At 39.8% G+C, this 24,402-nt stretch carries 22 protein-coding genes; 11 read left to right on the top strand and 11 right to left on the bottom strand.

Going from position 1 to position 24,402, the window contains the following annotated elements:
- Nucleotides 1-18 precede the first annotated feature (18 nt).
- Nucleotides 19-1,662, top strand: a complete 1,644-nt coding sequence (locus tag H5089_RS08220) for a cell surface protein (protein ID WP_182711956.1) — start codon at nucleotides 19-21, stop codon at nucleotides 1,660-1,662.
- Between the two features lie 68 nt (nucleotides 1,663-1,730).
- Here H5089_RS08220 and H5089_RS08225 read toward each other — a convergent pair whose 3' ends face one another.
- The 4 genes from H5089_RS08225 to H5089_RS08240 form a co-directional block, all read right to left on the bottom strand.
- On the bottom strand, nucleotides 1,731-2,771 hold the full coding sequence (locus H5089_RS08225) for an IS481 family transposase (protein ID WP_182711957.1): 1,041 nt from the start codon (nucleotides 2,769-2,771) through the stop codon (nucleotides 1,731-1,733).
- A gap of 397 nt (nucleotides 2,772-3,168) precedes the next feature.
- Nucleotides 3,169-4,047 (bottom strand): bile acid:sodium symporter family protein, encoded by an 879-nt coding sequence (locus tag H5089_RS08230; RefSeq protein WP_024595857.1) that lies wholly within the window; start codon nucleotides 4,045-4,047, stop codon nucleotides 3,169-3,171.
- 86 nt (nucleotides 4,048-4,133) lie between these two features.
- The gene (locus H5089_RS08235; protein ID WP_182711958.1) at nucleotides 4,134-4,715 is read right to left on the bottom strand and encodes a uracil-DNA glycosylase family protein; all 582 of its coding nucleotides are present in this window, start codon (nucleotides 4,713-4,715) and stop codon (nucleotides 4,134-4,136) included.
- A 150-nt stretch (nucleotides 4,716-4,865) separates the two neighbouring features.
- Complete coding sequence (locus tag H5089_RS08240) at nucleotides 4,866-5,222, bottom strand: VOC family protein (RefSeq protein ID WP_182711959.1); 357 nt, start codon at nucleotides 5,220-5,222, stop codon at nucleotides 4,866-4,868.
- Nucleotides 5,223-5,449: 227 nt separating this feature from the next.
- Here H5089_RS08240 and H5089_RS08245 point away from each other — a divergent pair, with 227 nt between their 5' ends.
- The 3 genes from H5089_RS08245 to H5089_RS08255 are packed head-to-tail and all read left to right on the top strand — an operon-like array spanning nucleotide 5,450 to nucleotide 7,721.
- Nucleotides 5,450-5,791, top strand: a complete 342-nt coding sequence (locus H5089_RS08245; protein ID WP_002959167.1) for a hypothetical protein — start codon at nucleotides 5,450-5,452, stop codon at nucleotides 5,789-5,791.
- Entirely contained in the window at nucleotides 5,788-7,389 is a 1,602-nt protein-coding gene (locus tag H5089_RS08250; RefSeq protein ID WP_182711960.1) for a PepSY domain-containing protein, read from the top strand. Before H5089_RS08245 ends, H5089_RS08250 begins: the two co-directional genes overlap by 4 nt.
- Nucleotides 7,386-7,721, top strand: coding sequence for a DUF3325 domain-containing protein (locus H5089_RS08255; RefSeq protein ID WP_182711961.1), 336 nt, complete (start codon nucleotides 7,386-7,388; stop codon nucleotides 7,719-7,721). Before H5089_RS08250 ends, H5089_RS08255 begins: the two co-directional genes overlap by 4 nt.
- A gap of 222 nt (nucleotides 7,722-7,943) precedes the next feature.
- On the opposite strand, the gene H5089_RS08260 is transcribed toward H5089_RS08255, so the two are convergent.
- Nucleotides 7,944-8,474, bottom strand: a complete 531-nt coding sequence (locus H5089_RS08260) for a lipocalin family protein (RefSeq protein ID WP_182711962.1) — start codon at nucleotides 8,472-8,474, stop codon at nucleotides 7,944-7,946.
- A 130-nt stretch (nucleotides 8,475-8,604) separates the two neighbouring features.
- On the opposite strand from H5089_RS08260, the gene H5089_RS08265 reads away from it, so the two are divergent.
- Genes H5089_RS08265 through H5089_RS08275 form a run of 3 tightly spaced genes read left to right on the top strand, consistent with a single transcriptional unit; the run spans nucleotide 8,605 to nucleotide 10,031 of the window.
- Entirely contained in the window at nucleotides 8,605-9,060 is a 456-nt protein-coding gene (locus H5089_RS08265) for a YaiI/YqxD family protein (protein WP_002959175.1), read from the top strand.
- Nucleotide 9,061: 1 nt separating this feature from the next.
- Nucleotides 9,062-9,619 carry a DUF6942 family protein gene (locus tag H5089_RS08270; RefSeq protein ID WP_182711963.1) on the top strand — a complete coding sequence of 186 codons (558 nt, stop codon included), beginning with the start codon at nucleotides 9,062-9,064 and terminating at the stop codon, nucleotides 9,617-9,619.
- 19 nt (nucleotides 9,620-9,638) lie between these two features.
- Nucleotides 9,639-10,031, top strand: a complete 393-nt coding sequence (locus H5089_RS08275) for an ACT domain-containing protein (RefSeq protein ID WP_182692389.1) — start codon at nucleotides 9,639-9,641, stop codon at nucleotides 10,029-10,031.
- Nucleotides 10,032-10,127: 96 nt separating this feature from the next.
- Here H5089_RS08275 and H5089_RS08280 read toward each other — a convergent pair whose 3' ends face one another.
- From H5089_RS08280 to H5089_RS08300, 5 genes are all read right to left on the bottom strand, one after another.
- On the bottom strand, nucleotides 10,128-10,592 hold the full coding sequence (locus tag H5089_RS08280) for a hypothetical protein (RefSeq protein ID WP_182711964.1): 465 nt from the start codon (nucleotides 10,590-10,592) through the stop codon (nucleotides 10,128-10,130).
- 167 nt (nucleotides 10,593-10,759) lie between these two features.
- Nucleotides 10,760-11,419, bottom strand: coding sequence for a class I SAM-dependent methyltransferase (locus H5089_RS08285; RefSeq protein ID WP_182711965.1), 660 nt, complete (start codon nucleotides 11,417-11,419; stop codon nucleotides 10,760-10,762).
- A gap of 28 nt (nucleotides 11,420-11,447) precedes the next feature.
- Complete coding sequence (locus H5089_RS08290; protein ID WP_182711966.1) at nucleotides 11,448-15,098, bottom strand: AAA family ATPase; 3,651 nt, start codon at nucleotides 15,096-15,098, stop codon at nucleotides 11,448-11,450.
- Nucleotides 15,095-16,342, bottom strand: a complete 1,248-nt coding sequence (locus tag H5089_RS08295; RefSeq protein ID WP_182711967.1) for an exonuclease SbcCD subunit D C-terminal domain-containing protein — start codon at nucleotides 16,340-16,342, stop codon at nucleotides 15,095-15,097. The genes H5089_RS08290 and H5089_RS08295 overlap by 4 nt, the downstream gene beginning before the upstream one ends.
- Before the next feature lie 78 nt (nucleotides 16,343-16,420).
- Nucleotides 16,421-16,657, bottom strand: a complete 237-nt coding sequence (locus tag H5089_RS08300; protein WP_002959190.1) for a hypothetical protein — start codon at nucleotides 16,655-16,657, stop codon at nucleotides 16,421-16,423.
- Nucleotides 16,658-17,236: 579 nt separating this feature from the next.
- Here H5089_RS08300 and H5089_RS08305 point away from each other — a divergent pair.
- From H5089_RS08305 to H5089_RS08320, 4 genes are all read left to right on the top strand, one after another.
- Complete coding sequence (locus H5089_RS08305) at nucleotides 17,237-19,684, top strand: M1 family metallopeptidase (protein WP_182711968.1); 2,448 nt, start codon at nucleotides 17,237-17,239, stop codon at nucleotides 19,682-19,684.
- Nucleotides 19,684-20,178 carry a DUF6702 family protein gene (locus H5089_RS08310; RefSeq protein WP_154902845.1) on the top strand — a complete coding sequence of 165 codons (495 nt, stop codon included), beginning with the start codon at nucleotides 19,684-19,686 and terminating at the stop codon, nucleotides 20,176-20,178. Before H5089_RS08305 ends, H5089_RS08310 begins: the two co-directional genes overlap by 1 nt.
- A 321-nt stretch (nucleotides 20,179-20,499) precedes the next feature.
- On the top strand, nucleotides 20,500-21,117 hold the full coding sequence (locus H5089_RS08315) for an HAD family hydrolase (RefSeq protein ID WP_182711969.1): 618 nt from the start codon (nucleotides 20,500-20,502) through the stop codon (nucleotides 21,115-21,117).
- 145 nt (nucleotides 21,118-21,262) lie between these two features.
- Nucleotides 21,263-21,988, top strand: coding sequence for a YebC/PmpR family DNA-binding transcriptional regulator (locus H5089_RS08320; protein ID WP_002959197.1), 726 nt, complete (start codon nucleotides 21,263-21,265; stop codon nucleotides 21,986-21,988).
- 210 nt (nucleotides 21,989-22,198) lie between these two features.
- On the opposite strand, the gene H5089_RS08325 is transcribed toward H5089_RS08320, so the two are convergent.
- Nucleotides 22,199-24,388, bottom strand: a complete 2,190-nt coding sequence (locus H5089_RS08325; RefSeq protein WP_182711970.1) for a malate synthase G — start codon at nucleotides 24,386-24,388, stop codon at nucleotides 22,199-22,201.
- Nucleotides 24,389-24,402 lie beyond the last annotated feature (14 nt).

Below are 24,402 nucleotides of genomic sequence, written 5' to 3' on the forward strand. Positions count from 1 at the left end.
TTAAGCGCGCATAACTTTATGATATCAAAACTAATTAGATTTACCCTTTGCTTTGCCCTATTTTATAGTGCGCAAAGTGCTGCATACAACGAAGCTATGTGCATTTTAATTAAACAAGAAATGCAGCAAAATAGTAATAATAAAGCGAGTCAAAAATATCGTAAAGCAGCGCGTGATTACAAAAACAACTGTAATAAGCCAAAAGAAATTCAAGCACAACCAAAGCCACAGATAATAGAGCCAGAGCCGGCGATTATTACTCAGCCGCAACCTAAAATTGTTGAACCTGCCCCTGTAATACAACCCACTGAAGAAGCTGTTAAAGAAAGCATCAACGAGCAAACCCTTAATTTAACTGATGATCAAAAACAACAAATTAACGATCAGCTAAATACCAATAGTAACGAAATAGTAATTGATGCAGAGCCAACAACAGCAGTACCCGAGCAAGTAGTTACAGAGCAAAAAAACGAAGCTGTGATAGAGCAAGTAAAACCGGCGACGCCAGAGCAAAACGTTCAACCTACGCCTGAAAAGTCTGTACCTGTAAAACCAGCACCGGTGTTAACTAAACCAGCGCCAGTTATTGCGCCGCAACCTATAGCACAAAGCCCAAGCTCGTTACTTTTACCCACTTTAATACTTGTTATAGTGGTACTTATTGGCGCTATGATAGTCGTGCGCCTGCGCCGTGCAAAACAAAGTAAAGTGATGGCAGAACCGACTATAGCGGCTCCACCTGAAGTTAAATCAGAAAAAATTGCTACGCCAGCTAAACCTGAAACTACAAAAGAGCCAGAGATTGAGCCTGTCGTCATCAACGAAGTAACTCAAAATAATAAACCAGTTGAGAGCAGCGTAGAGGCAAATGAAGAGCCTTTAGAGCCTACGAACACTACACAAAATGCTGATATTGAACATACACCACCGCAAATTTCAGATGAGCAAAACAACGTAGTTACACAAGTGCAAACAAGCGAAATTGAGCCTACACCGCTTAACTCAATTGATACTTTAGAGCAAACAAGTACCGCTACGTTTAACGAAGTAAAGCAAAAACCTGAGCCTAATACAGCCGAGTTTGAAGCAGCAGCAAAAACAACCTTAGAGCGTATTAAAAATGCCAGCAGCTTTAATGAGCCAGAAGTACGCGACTTTGATCCAGATGCAAAGCCTGTAAAAAAACAACGTAAGCACCATACAGCGCAAGTAACGGAGCCTGCGCCAATAGAAGCCGAACACAACACTGTAGAGCCGGTTATTAGTACTCCTGAGCCAGTAACAGCGAGTGAGCCGGTTGTAGATTTACACGCACCAGAGCAAATAGCTGACGCTCAATCGACTACATATACAACAGAGCAAGACTTTAAAGAACCAGAGGTACGTACATTTAACCCAGATGCACCATTACCTGGTGAAAAGCCGATGCCTAAAAAACAAAGCGCAACACCTGAGCAAACACAAACAACACCGCAAGTTGATGAGCCAGTAAGTGAGCCTAAAAAAGCAGACAGTCACAATCCATTTGCTAACTTGTCGTTAGACTCAAGCTGGGATCCTGACTCAACTGAAAAGCCCAAAATAGAAGAGAAAAAACGCGCGCCTAAATCGCAAGCATTAATAGATGCAGAAGAACGCGCTAAAAACATGCAAACCAAATAGTAAGTTTTAAATGTACTAGCTCAGACTTGATCTGACAGTTACCCGTTTTTTAATCGGTGACTGTCAGTCTAGATTTGAGCTAAATTTTTCTCAGCCCAGATCAATTTTCCATCTAATAAAGTTTCTAATGGCGTTCTGCCACAGCATATTTTTCCTTGATGAGTTCGGTCATTATTGTAATAAATCATCCATTCGTCCAGATCCTTTTGCAATTCCTCTAATGAGCTATATAGCTTTTTACGGAATGTAACTTGATAGAATTCATTGAGTATCGTTTTATGGAAGCGTTCGCAGATACCATTTGTTTGCGGTGACATAGCTTTGGTTTTTGTATGATCGATATCATTAATAGCCAGATATAACTGGTAATCATGATGTTCGACTTTGCCACAATATTCAGTGCCTCTATCGGTTAGAATACGTAGCATAGGAAGCTCGTACTGTTCGAAGTACGGCAGTACTTTGTCGTTGAGTATGTCAGCCGCAGTAATTGGCGTTTTCGTGGTGTAGAGCTTAGCGAACGCTACTTTGCTGTATGTATCAACGAAGGTTTGTTGGTAGATACGCCCAACGCCTTTGAGATTACCGATGTAAAATGTATCTTGAGAGCCTAGATAACCTGGGTGAGCCGTTTCAATTTCACCACACGCTTCGTCATCATGTTTTTTCTTTTCAAGCGCAGCTACTTGAGCGTCGGTGAGAATAATACCTTCGTTAGCCACTTTATTTTCTAGCGCCTTGAGACGCTTTTTAAAGTTCTCTAGGTCATGACGTAGCCATATTGAACGAACACCGCTACCAGAAACGAATACGCCTTGTTTTCTGAGTTCATTACTCGTTCGGTGTTGGCCGTGAGCTGGATAATCGACAGCGTATTTAATAACGGCTTGTTCAGTTGCTTCATCAACTCTATTTTTTAAGTTTGGCGCCCTACGACTTTTATCAATTAACGCATCAAGTCCACCGTCTTCGATTAATTCTTGATAACGATAAAATGTATCACGGGATACTCCCATCACTTTGCAGGCTCTTGATACGTTGCCAAGTTCTTCTGCAAGATTAAGTAAACCCGCTTTGTGTTTAATAATTGGATTGTTAGTATGTAGCATGAGAGTTACCTCTTATATGTTTTGATTTAAAGATTCGACACCTTTTATCAAAACGGGTAACTCTCACTTTTGCAAGTTGATGTGTCAGATCTTGTCTGAACTAATACATTTTAAAGTAGCGCCTCATATTTGAGGCGCTGTTTTTCACCGTATTACTTATACTCTTATCCCATCCTAAAATGCGCCTTAGTTATTAGAAGCTTCGCTCCTTGCGCGAGCAAGCTCAGCGCCTGGCGCAATATTCAAGCTTGAGAGTGTTTTATAAGCTTACAACTTGTTGTCGCGATGAGTGCAGAGCATACATTTAACTGGTGGTATTTTTAGACTTGAGTTTAAGGCTACGTTATCCGCAGCCATAAATTAAAGTAACTTGGTCAACATGCCCTAATTAAAAGTCCTAGTTAACAGCCCTAGCGGTACGTTTATTTTTAAGCTTTAACCCGCCAATTAATAGCAGTGGTCCTATAAACATGGCAAGGCCATACACGCCACCGGTAACTGCGTATTCTGGTTTATTTAAAAAGCTAATAGCGATTAAAATAGCTAACGATGCATTTTGAATTCCAACCTCAATTGAAAGCGTCAGCGAATCAGTTAAATTTAATTTTGAACACTTAGCAATTAGCCAACCAACAACCATTGAACCAATATTAAGCGCTATGCACGCCCAAAATACGTTGTTAAATGAGCTAACTAATAAATCGCGCTCTTTTATTACTAGTGCGGCAATCATCATAAGCATAAAAAACAACGAGAAGCGTCTAAAAAACGGCTCTGCTTTAATGGCAAAATCACTTTTAAAGTGACGCAACCAAATGCCTATAGCAACTGGCACTAAGGTAATAAAAAATAGCCCTAATGAAGTAGTTAAAATAGAAAAAGTAGCATCGTCTGCTGGGGCAAACTGACTCATAGCAAAGCCAATAATAAACGGTGTGGTTATTATACTAATTGCGGTAGAGGCAGCTGTTAAACTTACCGAAAGCGCTAAATTAGCTTTAGCAAGCTGGCTTACTACATTTGACATAGTACCACCTGGGCAGGCAGCTAATATCATTAAACCAATAGCGATAGGCGTTGGTAGGTTTAGTAAATAACACAGCCCTAATGCTAATAAAGGCATTGCTACAAGTTGGCCTATTAAACCCATGACAATGCCAAGCGGGTTTTTAAATAGACGAGTAAAATCGGTTGTTGTGAGCCCAAGACCCATACCAAACATAATAAGTGCAAGAGCGAGCGGAAGTATTACTTCGGTTAATATAGATGCATTCAAATTAGACAGCCTCGTTTGTTATTGTTTTTAATTAGAGTGTTAATTTTTAAGTTAACTGTAACGCCCCTTTACAATAACTAGAAGTATTACTTATTTAAAATAGCAGCCACGTGCTTATCTAGTTCTGGAAGTACATCTTGTTCAAACCATGGGTTCTTTTTAAGCCATATATTATTACGCGGACTCGGATGTGGAAGCACTAAATAATTTGGCCAATACTCACGCCACGATTTTACTAACTCCGTAAGTGGCATTTTTTTAGTCTCTGGTAAATGATACGCCTGCGCGTATTTACCAAGCACTATTGTCAGCTCAATATTTGGTAGTGCAGCCAATAATTGCTCGCGCCAGGCAGGCGCACATTCTTTTCTCGGTGGTAAATCACCCGACTTCCCCCTACCCGGGTAGCAAAAGCCCATAGGTAAAATGGCTATATTATTAGCGTCGTAAAATTCATCACGTGTTAGCCCAAGCCATTCTCGCAGGCGGTTTCCGCTTGCATCGTTAAACGGCACACCTGTTTCGTGAACTTTGATTCCAGGTGCTTGCCCTGCAATTAAAATACGTGCGTTTTGGTTAAATTGTATAACAGGGCGAGCCCCTAAAGGTAAATGAGGTTCACAGATCACGCATTTACTAACTTGCTCTATTAATTGGTGACTATTCATGCTTATTTGGCCTTAAATGCTTAATATTTATCCTAAATGGCCATTTAGGATAAATGAGTTGGTAAAAAATCGGTTTATTTTAATTAAAACGAGCGTTAGTTAGTAAAATCGTGATCTTTAAGCTCATTCGCGCTACAAGCCTTGTAAAACCTAGTGTTGCTCTGCCCATACAGCAAATTCATTGCCGCTCGGCTCTGCAAAATGAAACCGGCAACCACCCGGAAATTCAAAAATAGGTTTTAATATTTTGCCACCATGGAGTTGTACTTTTTTATACGTAGCGTGAATGTCGTTACTATAAAAAACCAATAGCGCAGCACCGTTTTGAGTTAGCGATTTAAGCGGCGCATTAAAAAAGCCACCATCAAGCCCTTGGCCACTAAACGCCGTGTATTCTGGGCCGTAGTCAGTAAACTGCCAATTAAATACACGACTAAAAAAGACCTTAGTTGCGGGTAAGTCGCATGCAGGAAACTCAACGTAGTTTAGTTTTTCGTGATCGCTCATCGTTATTCACTCTTTATTTTTACTCAGTTTATTAACCTTAAGCTTTACATAGAGCCTGTGCAATATCATTAAATAATATCAGATCAGTATTTTACTAAGTAACCAAGTACGTATAACTTACTTAAAAATTAAATATCACAAATGAGAATAACTATCTTTTGTATTTGTAACATATATAATAGCGCCTTTGTTTTATCCTCAGCTTTAAATAAAGGGATTAATTAACTATGCAGGCACCTTTGCACAGTGCGCCATTCGATAAGGTTAACGTGATTGCGCTTATAGTAAAAAGTGTAAGCAGTTATCGAGTTTTGGTATTTTTACGTTTTTTTATTGCCATAATTGGTGGCTATGCTTTTACCTCTGCAAGCACTGCGTTATTAAGCTTTGTGTTGCCAATAGCTAAACAAGACGCTGTGCTGTTTAGTGTTTCAATCAGCATTTTAATTTATGCCGTTGTATTTATTTATGCCTTTAGTGTTAAATCATTAAAAACAGTGTGGATCAGTATTTTACTAAGTACGGGAGCGTTCATTGGATTGCTTGCATTACTGAAGGGTTGGGTATGAAAGACAGCTTTTTCAGATCGATGACTTGGTTGCACACTTGGGTAGGGTTACTCGTTTGTTGGTTATTATATTTAATATTTTTTGCAGGGACTCTTAGCTTTTTTAGAGACGAAATAACGTTGTGGAATCAACCAGCCATACATAATGTGCAAGCCCAAACACAGCGTATAGAAGCGCAAAAACAACAAATAATTACCGGATTTGATTACTTAGCTAACCATGGAGCTCACTCATCAAGCTGGCGTATTACATTACCCGAGCCACGCATTCCTTATTTAATTTATGGTTATGCAAAACCAAAAGAGCCAGGCCAGCGCCGCAGCCGGTTTGAAAACACACAGCTAAACCCTAATACCATGCAAGAGCTTGAGCCCTTTATAGATACTAAAGGCGGTAACTTTTTTTATCGGCTGCACTATGATTTACATTACATGGATGCAATAACCGCACGCTGGATTGTGTGCTTTGCTAGCTTTTTTATGCTGATTGCCATTATATCGGGGGTGGTTATTCATAAGCGTATTTTTAAAGATATGTTTAGCTTTAGGCGTAACAAAGGTAGCCGTACATGGTTAGATGCCCATAACTTAAGCTCTGTGCTTGCCCTTCCTTTTCATTTAATGATTACTTACACGGGTATAATTACACTTATATTTATGTTGTTTCCCTACCCTGCGCAAACGTCTTATGATGACGGCATGCGTGGCTTTTTTAACGATGTAACACCTCGCAATACCATGACCGATAAAGCCCAAGGCGAATTGCCAATGGTGCCAATACAACGCATTTTAGATCAGGTTTATACTAAGTGGCCTCATGCAGATATTACTCGCGTACAAGTTAACCAACCAAATATGGCAGCTTCAACAATTACCGTATTGGTAAGCGCAGGTAAAACACTACGTGACCAAGCACCACGCTTAATATTTAGTGGTGCTACAGGGCAAATGGTCGCTAAAACTGATGACGAGCTAACTAGCAGCAAAGCGCTTTACGAATCACTTAATTCAATGCATACAGGGCGTTTAGCTACGTGGTTACTGCGTTGGTTATACGTATTAGGCGGTATTGCAGGCTGTGTAATGATTGGCTCTGGCTGTATTATGTGGGCTAAGCGAATTCGCGAGCGAACTAAAAATAACGTTAAACCTTCGTTTGGTTTAAAACTAGTTGAGGGGTTAAACCTAGCCACTATTATGGGACTTCCACTGGCAACGTGTGCATTTTTTATTGCTAACAGACTACTTAGCCCGACTACCGCAGAGCGCGCCGATAAAGAAATACTCGCGTTCTTTTTAACATGGCTAGCGGTTGCTCTTTTAGCACTTATAAAGCGCGACACACTGCAATGGCGAGTTATGGCAGCTATAAATGCTGTTACATGTTTAAGCGTACCGGTTATTAATGCACTTACAACTAACGGTAATCTAGTTAGCTATTTGATGCACGAACAGTGGGCTTTATTTACTTTTGATGCACTGTTTTTGTTATTTAGTATATTGTTTTTTATACAAACCGAAAAATTACGTACTGCTAAAAACAACTCAAAAATAATCAGCCCTAGTCAATCTAATAACCTTAAAAGGCAAAAACCATGATTGATTTACTTGGGTTTAGCCTATGCCTGCTCAGTTTTAACTGTTTTGCGCTGGCTAAGTATAATCATTTTAAAGATGTATTTAAAAAACGCCCTACAGAATCCCAACGTAAAAAGCTGCTATTAGCTGCTTGGATCAGTATTTTACTAAGCTTGGTGCTTTGTATAGTTACTCAAGATGGATATGGTGCATTACTATTTTGCGGATTTATGAGCCTAAGTGTCTTAATTATAATGGTTTTTTATAATTTTTTAGTAGGCTACGTGAAGTGGTTTGGTGTTTTAAATAGCGTGTTAGTTGTACTAAGTGGGTTGTTTTTAGCATTAAACTAGCCTTAGTTAGTAAAAACGTGATCCGTTACTTTCCCATAGATTAGGCAAAAAAAATGGCAAGCTATATAGCTTGCCAACAATAGGGGATATTCAGTGTTTCCAATACTTGCTGTCTCACGGCAAGTACACACAATATAACCATAATATATTTAAGTTACTTTACGGTTAGGTGACTCTTTTATTACTACTTTAAAAACGTATATAACTAACTGTAAACCCCCTTTACATAGTCTCTTGGTTTACCCAAATTATTTCATCGGTAGCAAAGCCCAACTCTTTAGCTTTAGTTAAAAAATGTTCTTTAAGCTCTTTGTTAACCGTTGGTGTACGCGACAAAAACCACAAGTAATCTTTGTTGTAACTGGTTATAAATGCATATTGATAATCGGGTTGGTCAAGTTCAAAAATCACGTAAGCGCCATAAAATGGACCAAAAAACGAGACTTTAAAATGCCCTGTGTCGGTGCCCTCAACAAACTTGGCTAAGCCTTCGGCGTCATCCCATTTTTTATCATCCGTTAAATACCCTTTGTTAAGGACCTTTACTGTGCCGTCGTCGTTAATTGAATAAGTCGCGGTAACTTGCTCCATCCCTTCTTCGAATGAGTGATTAAGACGCGCTATTTCAAACCATTTGCCTTTATATTTTTGTATATCAAAGTTTTTAACGGGTGTTATTCCCTCAGGAGGGCTGGTGCAGGCACTAAGAAAAAATAACCCTGTAATAAGTAAACCGTATTTAATAGCCTTCATGTAAGCTCCTTTTTTAATTACATAAATCGTACGTATTATCTAAATATAGATGGATATAAAGTTTGCTAGCCGATTAAAAAAATTTGCTATAGGATCGTATTAATTCTAAAGCAATAAAAATGACCATAGCATGAAAATTTGGGTAGATGCAGACGCGTGTCCTGTTGTTATAAAAGAAATACTTTTTAGAGCTGCAGAGCGTATGAAAATCGAGACTATTTTAGTGGCTAATCACGCAATGCGTATTCCGCCGTCAAAATACATAAGCCGCGTTCAAGTATCGTCGGGGTTTGATGTAGCCGACGACGAAATAGTAAAACGTGTTGAAAAAGGCGATTTAGTTATTACGGGCGATATTCCGCTAGCAAGTGAAGTAATTGATAACGGCGGGCAAGCACTCAACCCACGTGGCGAGCTTTATACCACCGAGAATATCCGCTCAATACTTAACGTGCGCGACTTTATGGATACCATGCGCTCAAGCGGCGTAGAAATGAGTGGTGGGCCGCCGCCACTTAGCCAAACCGATCGCCAAAACTTTGCAAATAACCTCGACCGTATTTTAGCGCAAAACAAGGCTAACTAACTTGAACACCCAATTAGTTGGCTTAGGTGATACGCAATTTAGCGTTGCGGTATACGTAGCAAAAGCGCCGCCCATGCCGTTTTTTGAAACACTTGAATGCCTAGAACCGGTTATAAATGAGCAAATAAATACCATAAACCAGCACTGTGGTAATGGTTGGCGCAAAGTGTTTAACGTGTATGCAAAAGTGCTATTTGCCCTGCCAAGTGAGCATTATTCATTTGCCAAACAAGCCCCTACTTGGCAACAATATCGCGATGAATTTTTACTGCAAAAAAACAGTAAAACCGCCCTGCTATTTAGCGCGCCTGACACTACTATTACTTGCCCAGATAAAGCTACTAGCAATAAAAACCAGCTACATATAATTGCTGGGCGTACGCACGCTAAAAGCTTATTACAACAAGGTAAGTTGCATGCACAATTTGATTGGCTTGACGACGAGTTTGCAATAGACACAACTAACAACATTATTGTGTGCCCATATTTTGATTACAGGCAATTAAGTAATATAAAAATTGCGAGGTTAAGCGAGCTAGTCGCGCAGCTAAAAAAATAACACATTGTAAGGAACGACCATGGCCGGAATTTTAGAGTTAAACGAATTATTAAAATCAATGCAGCCAGCGCTTAAGCAAGGCGAGTATATTTTTTGTTGCTTAGCAGGCTCACTTGCCGATTATGCTCATTTAGAGCCACTTGCTACTTATGTTGAAGAAGAAGGGCTAACCCTTATTTTAAAAGCTGAAACTGCTGACAAAGCAGGTATTACTTACGAGGGTAAATATAATTTAATTACCCTTAACGTACATTCAAGCTTAGAGGCCGTTGGGCTAACAGCTGCGGTATCTGCAAAGCTAACTGAGCATGGCATTAGCGCTAATGTGGTAGCTGCGTTTTATCACGACCATATTTTTGTACAAACAGACAAAGCACAAGCCGCGATGAAAGCGCTTTGTGAGATTGGTTAGGATTGCTGGCACAACAACGATTTGAGTGATGTGGATATTAGATCGTCGGGTGGCGCTTCGCTTAACCGACCTACAACAATACAAAAGCTGATATTGCTATAGAGCAACATCAGCTTTTTTGTACACATTTGGACTATTTTCGCAGTATTGTTTATCTACTGGCTCAAGCTTAATTTTTTTACTGGCATTTACTACTACGCATTGAGTGTTTTGATCGAGTTTTTGTTTTTGAATTACGGTAAATTCACCTTCGCTGGCAGCGTATAGATTATACTGATATGCATCGTTGCCGCCTTCAAACAATGCGGTAAATAACCCTCCAACTAACCCGCCGATTATTGCCCCACCTATCATTTCTTCTGTATTGCCATCTAAGCTATCTACAAACCCAAAACCAGCTCCTGCGGCTATGCCTGTACCCACTTCTGATGAGAGTGTGACACGTTGCATAGATTCTACCGAGGCGTAATAGCGTTTAATTATTTGATTTTGATCGTTACGGTCAACACCTTGTGATGCGCAACCCGAGAGGAGTAAAACAGCAATTAACGATTTTTTCATGTTGATTCTCTATTTGCTTATGTTGATATAGAAATAGTAAATCTTAAAACATAAAAAATATGTATGTGCTTTGTATGCAGCTGTGAGAAGTTGTAAATGTATGTATAAAATAAAACACCGAGTAAGCTTACTCGGTGTTTATGTGGCTATATTACTTAAATTTAAAACTATTTTATTACATATCCGCTAAAACCTAGGGCTTTAAAATACAGCTTCGGAATGCCAAATTTGCACTCATTTAGCAATTCGCTAAAGCGCATTCTATCAAGCGGGTAAAACTCATTTTCTAAGTCGTGCCCTGTTTGTGTTTTACCTGTTTCGGTTAAACCCAATTGCGCGCACGTTGTAAGCTGAGCTTCGCGCTCAAATGAAGTTTCGGGGCGCATTAAATCTGCAATATAAAGGTTGGCGTCTTTTTTAAGGCTTCCTTTAATTGCTTTTAATAACTCTTTTTTATCGCCGTTATCTTCTAAAAAATGCATTACTAATAAACATAAAACGGCATCGGCTTTAACCGATAACTTATCAACGGGGCCATTATGTATATCTACGCGGCTTGTTATGCCTTGTTCATCAAATTGCTGCTGTGCGATAGCAAGCATATCGGCTGATGTATCTTGCGCAGTAAATTGCCATGTAGGGTTTAGTGCAGCTAGTGCAAGTACTTCTTTGCCTGTGCCTGCCCCTACTACCAAAATATGCGCATTGTCGCTTAGCGTTGCTTGTAGTTGCGCATTAGTGAGCTGATGTAATAATTCATAACCAGGCACTAAACGGGTTATGCGGCTATCGTATTGTGTTGCTTGCTCGCCTGTAAACGTTGGCATTGTATCTCCTTGTTTTCAGTAATGTTGCTTATAAAACTTCAACTGTGGAATATCCACCTGGCTTTTTGGCTACATGCACTTGAGTGGCTACACGCTCGCTCATTTGTGTTACGTGCGATATAACGCCTACTTTTCTGCCTTGTGCTTGCAAAGAATCCAAAGCGTCCATTGCAATGCTTAGGGTTTCGCTGTCTAACGTACCAAACCCTTCGTCAATAAACAAAGAATTGATTTGTACTTTGTTAGACGAAAGCGATGCTAAACCAAGTGCAAGCGCTAGCGATACTAAAAATGACTCACCGCCCGAGAGCGTATTAACAGAGCGTTGCTCGTCGGCCATGTCGCGGTCGATAATTGCAATGTCGAGCGTTTGCGCTATTGCGGTTAATTCGTAGCGTTTGTTGAGTGTTTTTAAATGGCTGTTGGCATAGTGCAGTAATATTTTTAACGTTTGTGTTTGTGCTAAGTTACGCATGGTTTTACCCGTTGCATCGCCCAATACTTTATTAAGCAAGTGCCACTGCTCTACCTGTGTTTTAAGCGTAGTTAACTCAGCTTGTTTGCCTTCAAGCGCCTTTGCGTTTTGGTTGTGTTGCTCAATAGCGGTATTAGTTGCTAGTAATGAATTTTGCAGCTGCGTTTGTTGCTCATTTAAGCTGCTTAATTGCGTACTTAAAGCCTCTGCACTTTGTGTTGGCTTATCGCTACTGTTGTGTTTTTCAAGCGTAAGTTGCTGCTGTTTTAATGCGGCATTTGCATCTGTTAACGCTTGAGTTAACTGCTCGTGCTGATTTAAATGTGCTTTAATAGTATCGCTACTTAGCGTTAGTAAAATTTTGACCTGTTCGTGCGTTACATCGCTGTATTGCGCTTTAAAGTCAGTAAACCACTGGTTATAACGTGCCTCAAGTGTTGCTAGTTCTTGGCTGTTTTCAAGTAAGCGTTGCTCCACATTTTTAAGCGTTATAGCGTGCTCATCTCGTTGTTTTATAGCGTCGTCATAGGCTTTATGACTCGCTTGAACCTGCGATTGCATTTGCTCTTGCGCACTTGTAAGTTTTGCTTGGTAGTCGTCTGCGCTTATTTGCTCGTTATTAAATAAAGCTAAGCGCTCACTTTGCACAGTGCTTAGTAAATTTTTAGCTTTAACAAGCTCTTCATTAAGTGCTTTTAACGATTGCTCGCTTTTACTAACAAGCGGTGTGAGCTGCTTTATTTGCTCATTAGCTGTGTCTTGACGTTTTTGGCTTTGCTCAAGTTGCGTTTGAGTTTGCTGATACTGCGAAACCTGCTCGCTCAGCTCGGTAAGTTCAAGCGTATTGGCTTGTAGTTGCTGCCAAAAATCACTGTTTTCAAATTGGCTATTAAGCGTTGTACCCAGCTCGTTAATTTGCGCGCTTAGTTCGCTATGCTTACTCGTTAACTGGTTTTGCTGGTGTGTAAGCTCAAGGTGTTTATTACTCAGTTGCTGCTGTACTTGCTGCTCTGCTTTAAGTGCTGCTTGTAGCTCATTTACTTTAGTTTGCAGTGTACGTTGACGTTTTTGTTGCTCAAAGTATTGCGCTTTTTGCTGCGTTAGTTGCTTATAAGTTACTTCAAGCTGATCAGGCGTTAAGTCGTTAAGCTCACTACGTGCGCCTAGCATGGTATTTCTAATGTCGAGCTGTTTGGTTTTTGCCGTTTGAATTACTTGCTCAAGTTGTCCGTGTTCAGCAGTTAATACAGCATGTTGAGTTTGATGCTTATGCAGCTCACTTTGTGCATGGTCAAATTGCTTTTTAGCGGCATTAAAAGCGTTTTCAAAATCGGTAATTAAGTTATTTAATTGCTGATTTTGGTTTACCGCATACGGGTGCTCAGTGGCGCCGCACACTAAACAAGGCTCATTAGGGCGAAGCTCAGTGCGTAAATGCTCTACGTTTTCGCTAGCTCTTAAGCGCGCTTGGTTAAGTGCGTACTCGCTGCTTTTAAGCGCTTGCTCGCTAGTTATTAAATGCTGATTAAGTAAAGCATGGGCTTGCTGGCTTTCATTTAACTGCTGATTAAGGACTTGCTGGCGTTGAGTGCTTTGTTTTAGCTCTGCGTTAAATTGCTTATAGCGCTCTCGCTGCTCTTTCAAGTAATCAATACTTTTTAGCTGCGCGTCGCAGTGCTCTGCATTAAACTCATTAAGCTGAGTATTTAATGCCTGTAAAGTTGATTGCTCACCACTAAGTGCCACCTCGCACTGCTGCACTTTGTTATTTTGTGTATTTAAACGCTCGCTCTGACTTGCAAGCTCGCTATTAAGAGTTTGGCTTTGCGTAAGGTTTGCGGTCAATTGCTGCTGTGCATTTAAGTAGGTATTAAAGCTTTGCTGATAGTAGCTCCAGTCTTTTGCTAAAGCATGCAGCTGTGCATGCTCATTAAGCCATTGCAGGCTTTTAGTTGAGTCGGTATTAGCGAGTTCAAGCTCGTTATTGCTTTGTTTAAGCTGCTGATTGAGCTCATCAAGTTGAGTTTGCTCTTTGGTTATTTGCGACTCTGCGCCTTTTACAGCTTGAGTTTGCAAAGCAATGCTGCTGTCGAGCTCTCTCGCTTTTGCTATAACGGGCGCTGCATTTTGTTTTTGCTCATTGGCGTTATTAAGTAGCTCAGTATGCTTAGCAAGCGCGGTGTTACGCTCGTTAATTACCGCTAAATGATCAACACTTTTAAGCGATGCTATTTGCTGATCTAACGCCGTATTTTGATCGGTTAATTGAGTAAAACGGCTGCGGTTATCTTTTATTTCAAGCGTTTGTTTAGCTTGTTTTGCTTGCTCGCTTTGAACAACGATACTTTCAAGCGCTGAGCTTGCTTGTTGCTGGGTTTGCTGTGCCTGCAGTAAATTTTGCTCAAGCACTGTAGCTTGCTGATACCAGTTAAGTGCTTTTTCGGTTTTGGTCAGCTCTTTTTTAGTGTGTTCGGTTTGCGCTTTTAAATCGGTTAACTTGGTTTGTTGTAACTCGAGTTCTTCTGGTGTTAATAAGGTATAGCTTTCAAGGCCTGCTTTAAGCGCTTCAAGCTTTGCCACTTGCTCTTTATGGCGCTCAAAAATACGCACGCCAATACGGCTAAATTTATCGGTGCCTGTTAAGCACTCCAAAAGTTGCGCTCGCTCATCGCCAGTGGCTTTTAAAAATGCAGCAAACTCATGTTGCGCTAAAAGTACGGCACGGGAGAACTGCTCAAAGTTAAGCCCTATTTTGCTCTCAACTTCTTTTATTGTGTGGCTTTTGTCAGCTATAAGGGTTTCGTCTGGCAGGGTTACTAATGTGTGCTCTGCTACTTTAAGTTTGCCAGTTACTTTTTTATGGGTCCGTGCAATTGTATAACGCGCACGATAAAGCTGTTTATCTTGCCCTAAAAAGTCGACCTCGGCGTAGCCTTCCCACGTACCTCTGCGTAGTAAGTTTCGCGCATCATTTAGCTTAATGCTGTCGCCGTTAAATTCAATTAAGTTACCTTTATCGCCGCGTAGCCTCGCTGTTTTAGTATAAAGCGCTAAACAAATCGCATCTAAAAAGGTACTTTTACCAGCGCCTGTATCGCCTGTTATCGCAAATAAGCCTGCATCTTTTAATGGGGCTTTAGTAAAGTCTATTTCAGCGTCAACTATTGAGGCTAAATTATGAATACGAACTGCGGTTATTTTCATAGTTGTTCTTGCTCCGTGAGCTCGTTTATCACATCACTTAAAAGTGCTTTTAGCTCATCGGGTACGCTTTGCCCTGCCATATCTTTATCGTTTGCAAATGCTTGTTCTAATAAGTTAAGCGGGTTGAGCATTTCAACTTCGCTTAAATCTTCAAATACGGTGTTGTCGTCATTTTGAGTCGATTGCTCACGTACACGTTCAATACCACAAAATTTAATATGCTTGCCTTCAAGTGCTTGTTCTATTTGTTCTCTGAAGGTGGTGTCGGTATCGCTTGATTTAAGCTTTACACGTAAATAAGGCGCTATTGTATTTTGTGCAGTGTCGAGCGCTTTAATTTGCTCGCATAGTTCGCTTAATGGCACACACTCCCCTTTTGGTAAAACAATTACATCGGCAGAGCGCGGAATGTAAAGGGGGTTTACAGTTGTACTAATATGTTGTTTTTCATCAATAATAAACTCAACAACATTTACTTGGTGCGTGTAGTTACGTTCTGAAAACGACATAGGTATAGGTGTGCCGCTGTAGCGAATAATATCGCTTTTAGCGACTTGTTGCGCTTTGTGTAAGTGCCCAAGGGCAACATAGTTGGCTTGTTTACCAAATACATTGGCTGAAATAGACTCCTCACCACCTATTACTAAGTTACGCTCAGAATCACTTGAGATATCCCCGCCTTTTGCGTGTAAATGCCCCATAATTATTAATGGTGAGTTTTGCTCGTTTATATTAGTAGCTTGCTCTAATGCAAGTTCATAAGCTTTTGCAACGCCTTGAGCATAACTAGGGCCGCTTTCGGTTTGGCTAAGTAAACTTACATCGCTTGCACGTAAAAATGGCATAGTGACGATTACAGCGCGTTTATCATTGGTATTTATGGTAATAACAGTTTCATCGGGTGTTGCGACATCAAAGCGCCCTACTACGTGCGTATCAAATTGCGCTAGTAATGGCTGAGCTGCCAAAATACGATTTGCAGAGTCGTGGTTACCCGCAATAATTACTACGTGTAATTGTGGGGATGCCTTTTTGGCGTCTTTAATAAATTGGTAAAGCTGATTTTCGGCGCTAGCGCTTGGAGTCGCGGTATGATAAATATCGCCAGCAACTAAAAGTAAGTCTATTTGTTGTTCAACAAGAGTGGCTAATAACCATGTAAAAAAGGCTTGATGCTCAACACGGCGGTCGTGTTCGTAGAATTGTTGGCCAAGGTGCCAATCTGAGGTGTGGAGGACTTTCATGTCGCGCTCTTAATTAAACCGTAAGAGCGCCAATATACCCAAGGCAGTTAAAGATGCAAGCCTAAGCCGTGTATTACCTTAGGTTAAACTGTACCAAGCTGAAAAAACAACCGGTAATGCTAAAAGTGCCATTAATAATGGAATTTTTAACGTTTTAGTTTGTTTTGCGTGTAGCGCCTTTAATGCATTAGTTTCGTTGCACGCTGCTACTTTATCGATATAAAAATAACCCGAATCGAGATACTGCTTACAGTTATTCTCACTTGCTGGAATCGCAATTAGTTCTTGTTGTTTTTTTAGGATGTAAAAATCCATAAGCCCACCGCATTTCTTGCTAGTAATCGATATTAATTTGAGGATAAATGTGACGAATTTATTTGCCTCAAATAAAAAGGTTGGCGATTTTAAATATAAACTGCACTAAAGATCAACCTAAAATTGCACTATTTATCATTTATCGTAAAAATAGCGAACATTAAGGAAGTTCGGCAATATTTGAGCCAATAATTCAGCTGTTTTCACTGTATTTTTGTTCAGTAGAGTGGGCTTTTAGCTCATTTTACTTGTTGGAAATTTGAGACACTTATACATAGGATTATTGGTTTACCTGATAATGTTAAAGCAATACTTTTTTAGCAAAGTAGGTAAAATTAATGTGCTTTTTTCAAGCTCTAAAACTTGTATTTAACAGCTCAAAACCATTATTAAAACCCACTTTTGTAAAGCCCCTTTACAGTTTTTATTTATTCGTATTTTGTTACAAAATAATTGTACTTTTCAATCTAATAAACTAAGTGAACATCACCCTAAAAATACGGTACTTGGTCGCTAATTTATTGAAGCTAACTGGTATATTTGTCAAAGTATGCTCACAAAATTATATTAGGACTAACAATGAAAAAAATAGGTCTTACGCTAAGTGCTTTTGTATTGCCTTTGGCAATATCTAGTGCGGTTATGGCGTCTTCGGTTGAGCAAACAAAAGGTTCTTTTGTTGATAAATTTCGTCAATTAGACGAAGCGCTTCCTACACCCAACGTTTATCGTAGTGCCGCTGGCGAACCAGGTGAAAGATACTGGCAGCAACGTGTAAACTACGATATTGATGTAAAGCTAGATGAAAAAAAGCACCGTATTACCGGTAGCCAAAGCATTGAATATAAAAATAACTCTCCGCATACACTTAAATATTTATGGTTACAGTTAGATCAAAATATTTTTAAAAGCGATTCAATTGCCGAAACAACTAAAACGTTTAAAAGCACTTTAGAAAGCCTACCAGCTCAAAAGCCTGCTAAATTAAGTTTAGGTGACTTACGCCGTCAGCAATTTATGAGCGACAACGAACTGGGTTATACTATCAGTGGCGTAAAAGATGACGATGGTAAAGAGCTACGCGTAACTGTAGTTGATACTTTAATGCGCATTGATTTAAACGAGCCATTAAAACCAGGTAAAGAAGTAGAATTTAGCATGAACTTTGCCTTCAACATTGTTGAAGAAGATGCTGTAGGTGCACGTTCTGGTTACGAGCACTTTGAAGAAGATGGCAACGACATATTCTTAATTGCTCAGTGGTTCCCTCGCTTAGCGGCTTATACCGATTACGAGGCATGGACAAACAAGCCATTTTTAGGCTCTGGTGAGTTTACGCTTGAGTTTGGTGATTACGATGTTGAGATTACTGTTCCTGCGGATCACATTGTATCGGCAACAGGTAAGCTTGATAACGCGAGCAAAGTACTTACAAGTACTCAGCGCAAACGTTTAAAGCAAGCTGAAACATCTAAGCGTCCTGTGTTTATTGTTAACGCAGAAGAAGCGCTAGAAAACGAAAAAGAAGGCACCGACAAAACTAAAACGTGGCACTTTAAAGCACAGAATGTTCGTGACTTTGCTTGGGCGTCGTCTCGTAAGTTTATGTGGGATGCAAAAGGTTATCAACAAGGTGGTGACGTTCAGCCTTTAGTTATGGCAATGTCGTTCTTCCCTAAAGAAGGTGGTGACTTATGGAAAAAGTACTCAACTGAAGCGGTAGTACACACAATGGAAGTGTACTCTAAGTATTCTTTTGACTACCCATACCCAACTGCGCAATCGGTAAATGGCCCTGTTGGCGGTATGGAATACCCAATGATTACCTTTAACGGCCCGCGTACTAAGTTACAAGATGATGGTACACGTACTTATTCTCAAGCTGAAAAGCGCTTTTTACTTGGCGTAGTTATTCATGAAGTGGGTCATATTTACTTTCCAATGATTGTTAACTCAGATGAGCGCCAATGGACGTGGATGGATGAAGGCTTAAACAGCTTTTTAGATGGTGTTGCTGGTCGTGAATGGGATCCTACTATTCCTTGGGGTGTTGAGCCTCGCGATATAGTGAGCTACATGAAGTCAGAAGTCCAAGTACCAATTATGACTCAGTCAGACAGCGTATTACGTTTAGGCCCTAATGCTTATACTAAACCTGCCGCAGCCCTTAATATTTTACGTGAAGTAATTTTAGGCCGTGACTTATTCGACTTTGCATTTAAAGAGTATGCTCAGCGCTGGAAATACAAGCGCCCTACTCCAGCTGATTTTTTCCGTACAATGGAAGAAGCCTCTGGTGTTGATTTAGATTGGTTTTGGCGTGGCTGGTTTTACACCACAGACCATGTTGATATCTCTTTAGATAAAGTGTATCAACTACGTTTAGACACTAAAAACCCTGATATTGATTACAGCCGTTTACGTGATATTGAAGCAGACAAGCCTACGTCATTATTTGTTGAGCGTAACCGCGCCGAAGATAAAAAAACATGGGTTGAGCAAAACCCTGATGTTACCGATTTTTATGACGAAAACGACCGCTTTACTGTAACCAATAAAGAACGTAACTCGTACAATAAGTTTTTAAAAGGCTTAGAGCCGTGGGAGCGTAAAACGCTTGAACGTGCTTTAGAAGAAGATAAAAACTACTACGTTATGGAATTTTCAAACCTTGGTGGTTTGGTAATGCCTATATTACTTGAGCTAACATATGAAGATGGCACGACTGAAGAGCGTTATATTCCTGCTGAAATTTGGCGTCGTAATTATAAAAATGTTCAAAAGCTAATTGTTACCGATAAAAACAAACCGCTTGTATCAGTTACTGTAGATCCTAATTGGGAAACAGCGGATGTAGATATTGAAAATAATAACTACCCTCGTCGTATTATTCCTTCACGTATTGAAGTGTTTAAAAAGGAAAAGAGTAAAGCTAAAGTAAGTCGCGATATCATGCAAGATATTAAAACTGAGCTTAAAACTGATGAGAAGAAAGACGAAAAAGATAACGGTGAGGAGCCGCAATAATGCGCTTTTTGCTTATTATTGTTTGCCTTTTAGTTGCTGCGCCGAGTATGGCGCATCAACTAAAATCGTCAATTACAACCGTGCTTTTTAATAAACGAACGCATAATGTTGAGTTAATGCACCGCTTTTATTTACATGATACCGAACATGCCGTAGGAACATTATTTGAAGGCAAAATCGATATTATTAGCAATAAAGCCGATCAGCAACGTTTTGCTAAATATGTTGAATCGCATGTTGCTCTACAAACATTAAGTGGTGAACCTTTACCACTTAACTTTGTGGGAGCACAAGTTGATGGTAAGTTTTTTTGGGTTTACCAAGAAGCACCAATTCCTGAAAACATTGAAGGAATTAAAATGAGCAATGGCGCGCTTCGTGATTTATGGCCATCTCAGGTAAATATGGTAAACGTTGAGGGCAAAGGTAAGATTAAAACTTTAAACTTTGCACAAGATGATACTTGGCTCGAAGCCCGCTTTGAGCAAAATTAACAGTTAAAACTTCCCCAACCAACGCGCACTGCAGTTAATGTGCGCGTTTTCTTCATACGTTTAAACTGCGTTCATTTTTGATCTGGTATATGTAAATTTACGTAAAAATTGGTAGTTCAATTTGTATATTTACCATTTTTTGCGCATGCTACAACTACCAATTATATTTACTGTATTATCAATAGATTGATAGCAGTGCAAATAAATAATTTAAATATAGTTAGTTTCATTTATCCCTTTAGCTATAACTGGCTTGGGCATAAGCAGTAGAGAATTTTATGTTTAAATTTTATTTAGTAATAACTAAATTCAGGGAATGATATGACTACTCAGGTTGAGGCTATTTTTGGAGTAATTTTTGATTTAGATGGAACATTAGTTTCATCCGAACTAGATTTTACATTAATTAAAGCCCAAATAGGTTGCCCTTGCGAGCAAGACTTACTTGATTACATTGCTCAGTTGCCCTCACCGTATATGCGTGAAGAGGCAATGAATATAGTTCACCAACACGAATTAATAGACGCACAACATGCCAGTATTTTACCTGGGGTGAGTGAAGCTATTAATGCTTTAAAGTCTAAAAATATACCGATGGCAATTGTTACTCGCAATTTTGATAAAGCAGCGGCAATGAAATTACAAAATAATCCACTCCCTATCAGCACAGTTTTAACGCGAAGCGATGCCCCAGCAAAGCCAGATCCCAGCGCTTTAAATGCCATTGCTACACTTTGGAACATTAACGCCAGAAATTTACTTTATGTAGGCGATTACCTTTACGACATTCAAGCTGCGCACAATGCAAATATGCGTGCATGTTTATACGCTCCAGAGGTAACGCCAGCTTACGCCGATCAGGCCGATTACGTTTTACATGACTTTGCTGACTTAGTGACATTAGTTGAGAGTTATTCTGAAAAAATAGAGTTATGTTAAATAGCATGCCATTTGATTTATTCTGAAATGAGTATGTAGTTATAAAAGTTTTTATTAATCAAGTTTTGCCCATTGCGGAGCTAGCCCAATACGTTTTGAATTGGTAAAATACCGCAAAACGTAACGTATTCATTAGGGGCACAAAATGGGCAGAGCATTTGTAGTTCGTCAAAGTTCTATGATCAAAACAGCCAATGCAAAAACAAAAGTAAACTCAAAGTACGGCAAAGAGATTTACGTTGCAGCAAAAAGTGGTGATCCCGATCCCGAAGTAAACCAAACACTTCGCCGTCTAATCGAAAAAGCTAAAAAAGACCAAGTACCCGCACACGTTATCGAAAAAGCAATTGAAAAAGCAGCCGGTGGCGCAGGAGAAGATTACTCTGTTGCCCGTTATGAAGGCTATGGCCCTGGTAACTGCATGGTTATTGTTGACTGTTTAACTGACAATCCGAACCGTACTATCAAAGATGTACGTTTACCATTTACTAAAACAGACTCAAAAATTGGTACTCCTGGCTGTGTAGCGCATATGTTTGATCATTATGCGGTACTTGGCTTTGCAGGCGATGACGATGAAGTCGTATTAGAGGCATTAATGATGGCTGATGTTGATGTAAGCGATGTTGAAGCCGAGGATGGTAAAATATCAGTATTTGCACCGCCAACAGAATACTTTAAAGCTAAAACTGCCCTTGAAGACGCATTTGAAGGCATTAACTTTGAAGTAGACGAAATTACGTTTATCCCTCAAGTTAATATTGAAATTGAAGACGAAGAAGTTATTGCTAACTTTGATAAGTTTATAAATATGCTTGAAGATTGTGACGATGTACAAAATATTTATCACAATGCCATTGTAAAAAATTAAACGCAAACGGTTAAAAGCTTTAAAAAGCGTGTTTTGTGTATGCAAAACACGCTTTTTTACGTTTAAATAAATGTTAGATATTCATGTGTATTATGCTTATTTGAATATATATTTTTAAAATGCCTTAAAAGTGCTGTTATTCTAATTTTAGGCGATAAAAAACCAGCTTTAAAGCTGGTTTAGTACTTAATTTTAACTTTGATTAAGCAGTTAAAGCGTATTCGATTTTTGTGCTTTATATTTTATACGGTAGCTATGTAGTAGTGGTTCAGTGTACCCACTAGGTTGCGTTACGCCCTCTAAAACTAATGCCGTAGCGGCTTGATAGGCAATGCTGTTATTAAGGGTTTCTTCGCTTGTTGCCATGGGTGTATACGCAGTGTCATGCTCGTTTTGTCTATCAACCACTTTTGCCATTTTAGCCATTGTTGATTTTATTTGCGCTTGTGAGCACACGCCATTTAGCAACCAATTAGCCATATGCTGGCTTGAAATACGCAGTGTGGCTCTGTCTTCCATTAGCCCAATATGGTTAATGTCAGGTACTTTTGAGCAACCTACGCCTTGATCAATCCAACGTACAACGTAACCTAAAATACCTTGTGCGTTATTTTCTAGCTCACTTTGAATATCTTCTTTTGAAAGCGTTTTAGGGTCTGCCATTAGCGGCGGTGTAAGCAGGTCATTAAGACTCGCAATAGTACGTTTAGCTATACTTTGCTGCTCGGTAAATACGTTTATATCGTGATAATGCATTGCATGCAGGGTAGCGGCTGTAGGGGAGGGCACCCATGCTGTATTAGCGCCTGATTTAGGGTGAGCTTGTTTTTGCTCCATCATTAATACCATTTTATCTGGCATTGGCCACATGCCTTTACCTATTTGTGCTTTATGACTTAAGCCACAAGCAAGGCCAATATCGACGTTGCGATCCTCATAAGCTTGTATCCATGGTTGCTGTTTAATCTGTGCTTTTGGAAGCACAACGCCCGCTTGCATAGAGGTATGAATTTCATCGCCAGTACGGTCTAAAAATCCAGTATTTATAAATACAACACGCTCTTTAGCTGCATAAATACACGCTTTAAGATTTACAGAAGTACGGCGTTCTTCATCCATAATACCCATTTTAAGCGTGTTTTTAGGTAAGCTTAGCGCTTCCTCTACTAAGCTAAATAAAGTGTTAGTAAATGCCACCTCTTCTGGGCCATGCATTTTGGGTTTTACTATATTAATACTTTGCGCGCTTGAATTTTTGATACCTGTTTTTTTATTTAGGTCGTGCAGGGCAGCAGTGGCTGTAAACATCGCATCCATAATGCCTTCAAACACCGGTTGATTAAACACATCGGTAATAGCAGGGTTCGTCATTAAATGGCCAACGTTTCTTACAAACATCATGCTACGGCCTTTTAAAGTAACGGTGCCGCCATCAAGTGCGGTGTATGTTTTATCACTTTGCAGGGTACGCTCAACAGTTTTATCGCCTTTTTTAAACGATTCAACTAAGTTACCTTGCATCAACCCAAGCCAATTTTTATAAACTTGTACTTTGTCTTCTGCATCTACCGCAGCTACTGAATCTTCACAATCCATAATGGTGGTAAGCGCGGCCTCTAACACTACATCTTTTAAGCCTGCTTTATCTGCTTGGCCAATAATGTGGTGGTGATCGATATGTAGCTCTATATGTAAGTCATTGTTTTTTAATAACACTACGGTTGGGTTTTGTGCTTCACCTTGATAGCCAATAAGCTGAGATGGGTTAGCTAATGTGGTTTGAGAGCTGTCACGCAAGGTAATTAAAAGTGCGCCATCTACTACTGAGTAATTCGTGCTTTCTATATGCGAGCCATTGGTCAGCGGCAATGCTTTATCTAAAAACTGGCGAGCGTAGGCCATTACCTTAAAACCACGAACAGGGTTGTAGGTATTACCTTTTTCAGCCCCGTCATCTTCGCTTAACACATCAGTACCGTATAAAGCGTCGTATAACGAGCCCCAGCGAGCGTTAGCGGCATTAAGTGCAAAGCGTGCATTACTTACAGGCACAACCAACTGAGGGCCTGCTGTAAGGGCTACTTCGGGTTCTACATTTAGGGTTTCAATTTCAAAGTGGGCAGGCTCTTTAACCAAGTACCCAATATCTTGTAAAAAGGCATGGTACTTAACGCTATCCCACGTTTTATTAGCAAGATGGTAGTCATCTATTTGCTGTTGAAGCAATTCTCGCTTTTCAAGCAGTGCCTTATTTGTAGGGGTAAGTGTTTGAACGATATGTGCAAAGCTTTGCCAAAATTGATGCTCACTTAAGTGAGTGCCTGGTAGTAATTGATTTTTAACGAAATCAGCGAGTTGTGTATCTACGCTGAGTCCTGAATGTGTGAGAGTGTGGGACATAGTTGCCTTCCTTT

The sequence above is a fragment of the Pseudoalteromonas sp. SR45-1 genome (genome assembly GCF_014163655.1).
Lineage (GTDB): Bacteria > Pseudomonadota > Gammaproteobacteria > Enterobacterales > Alteromonadaceae > Pseudoalteromonas > Pseudoalteromonas distincta.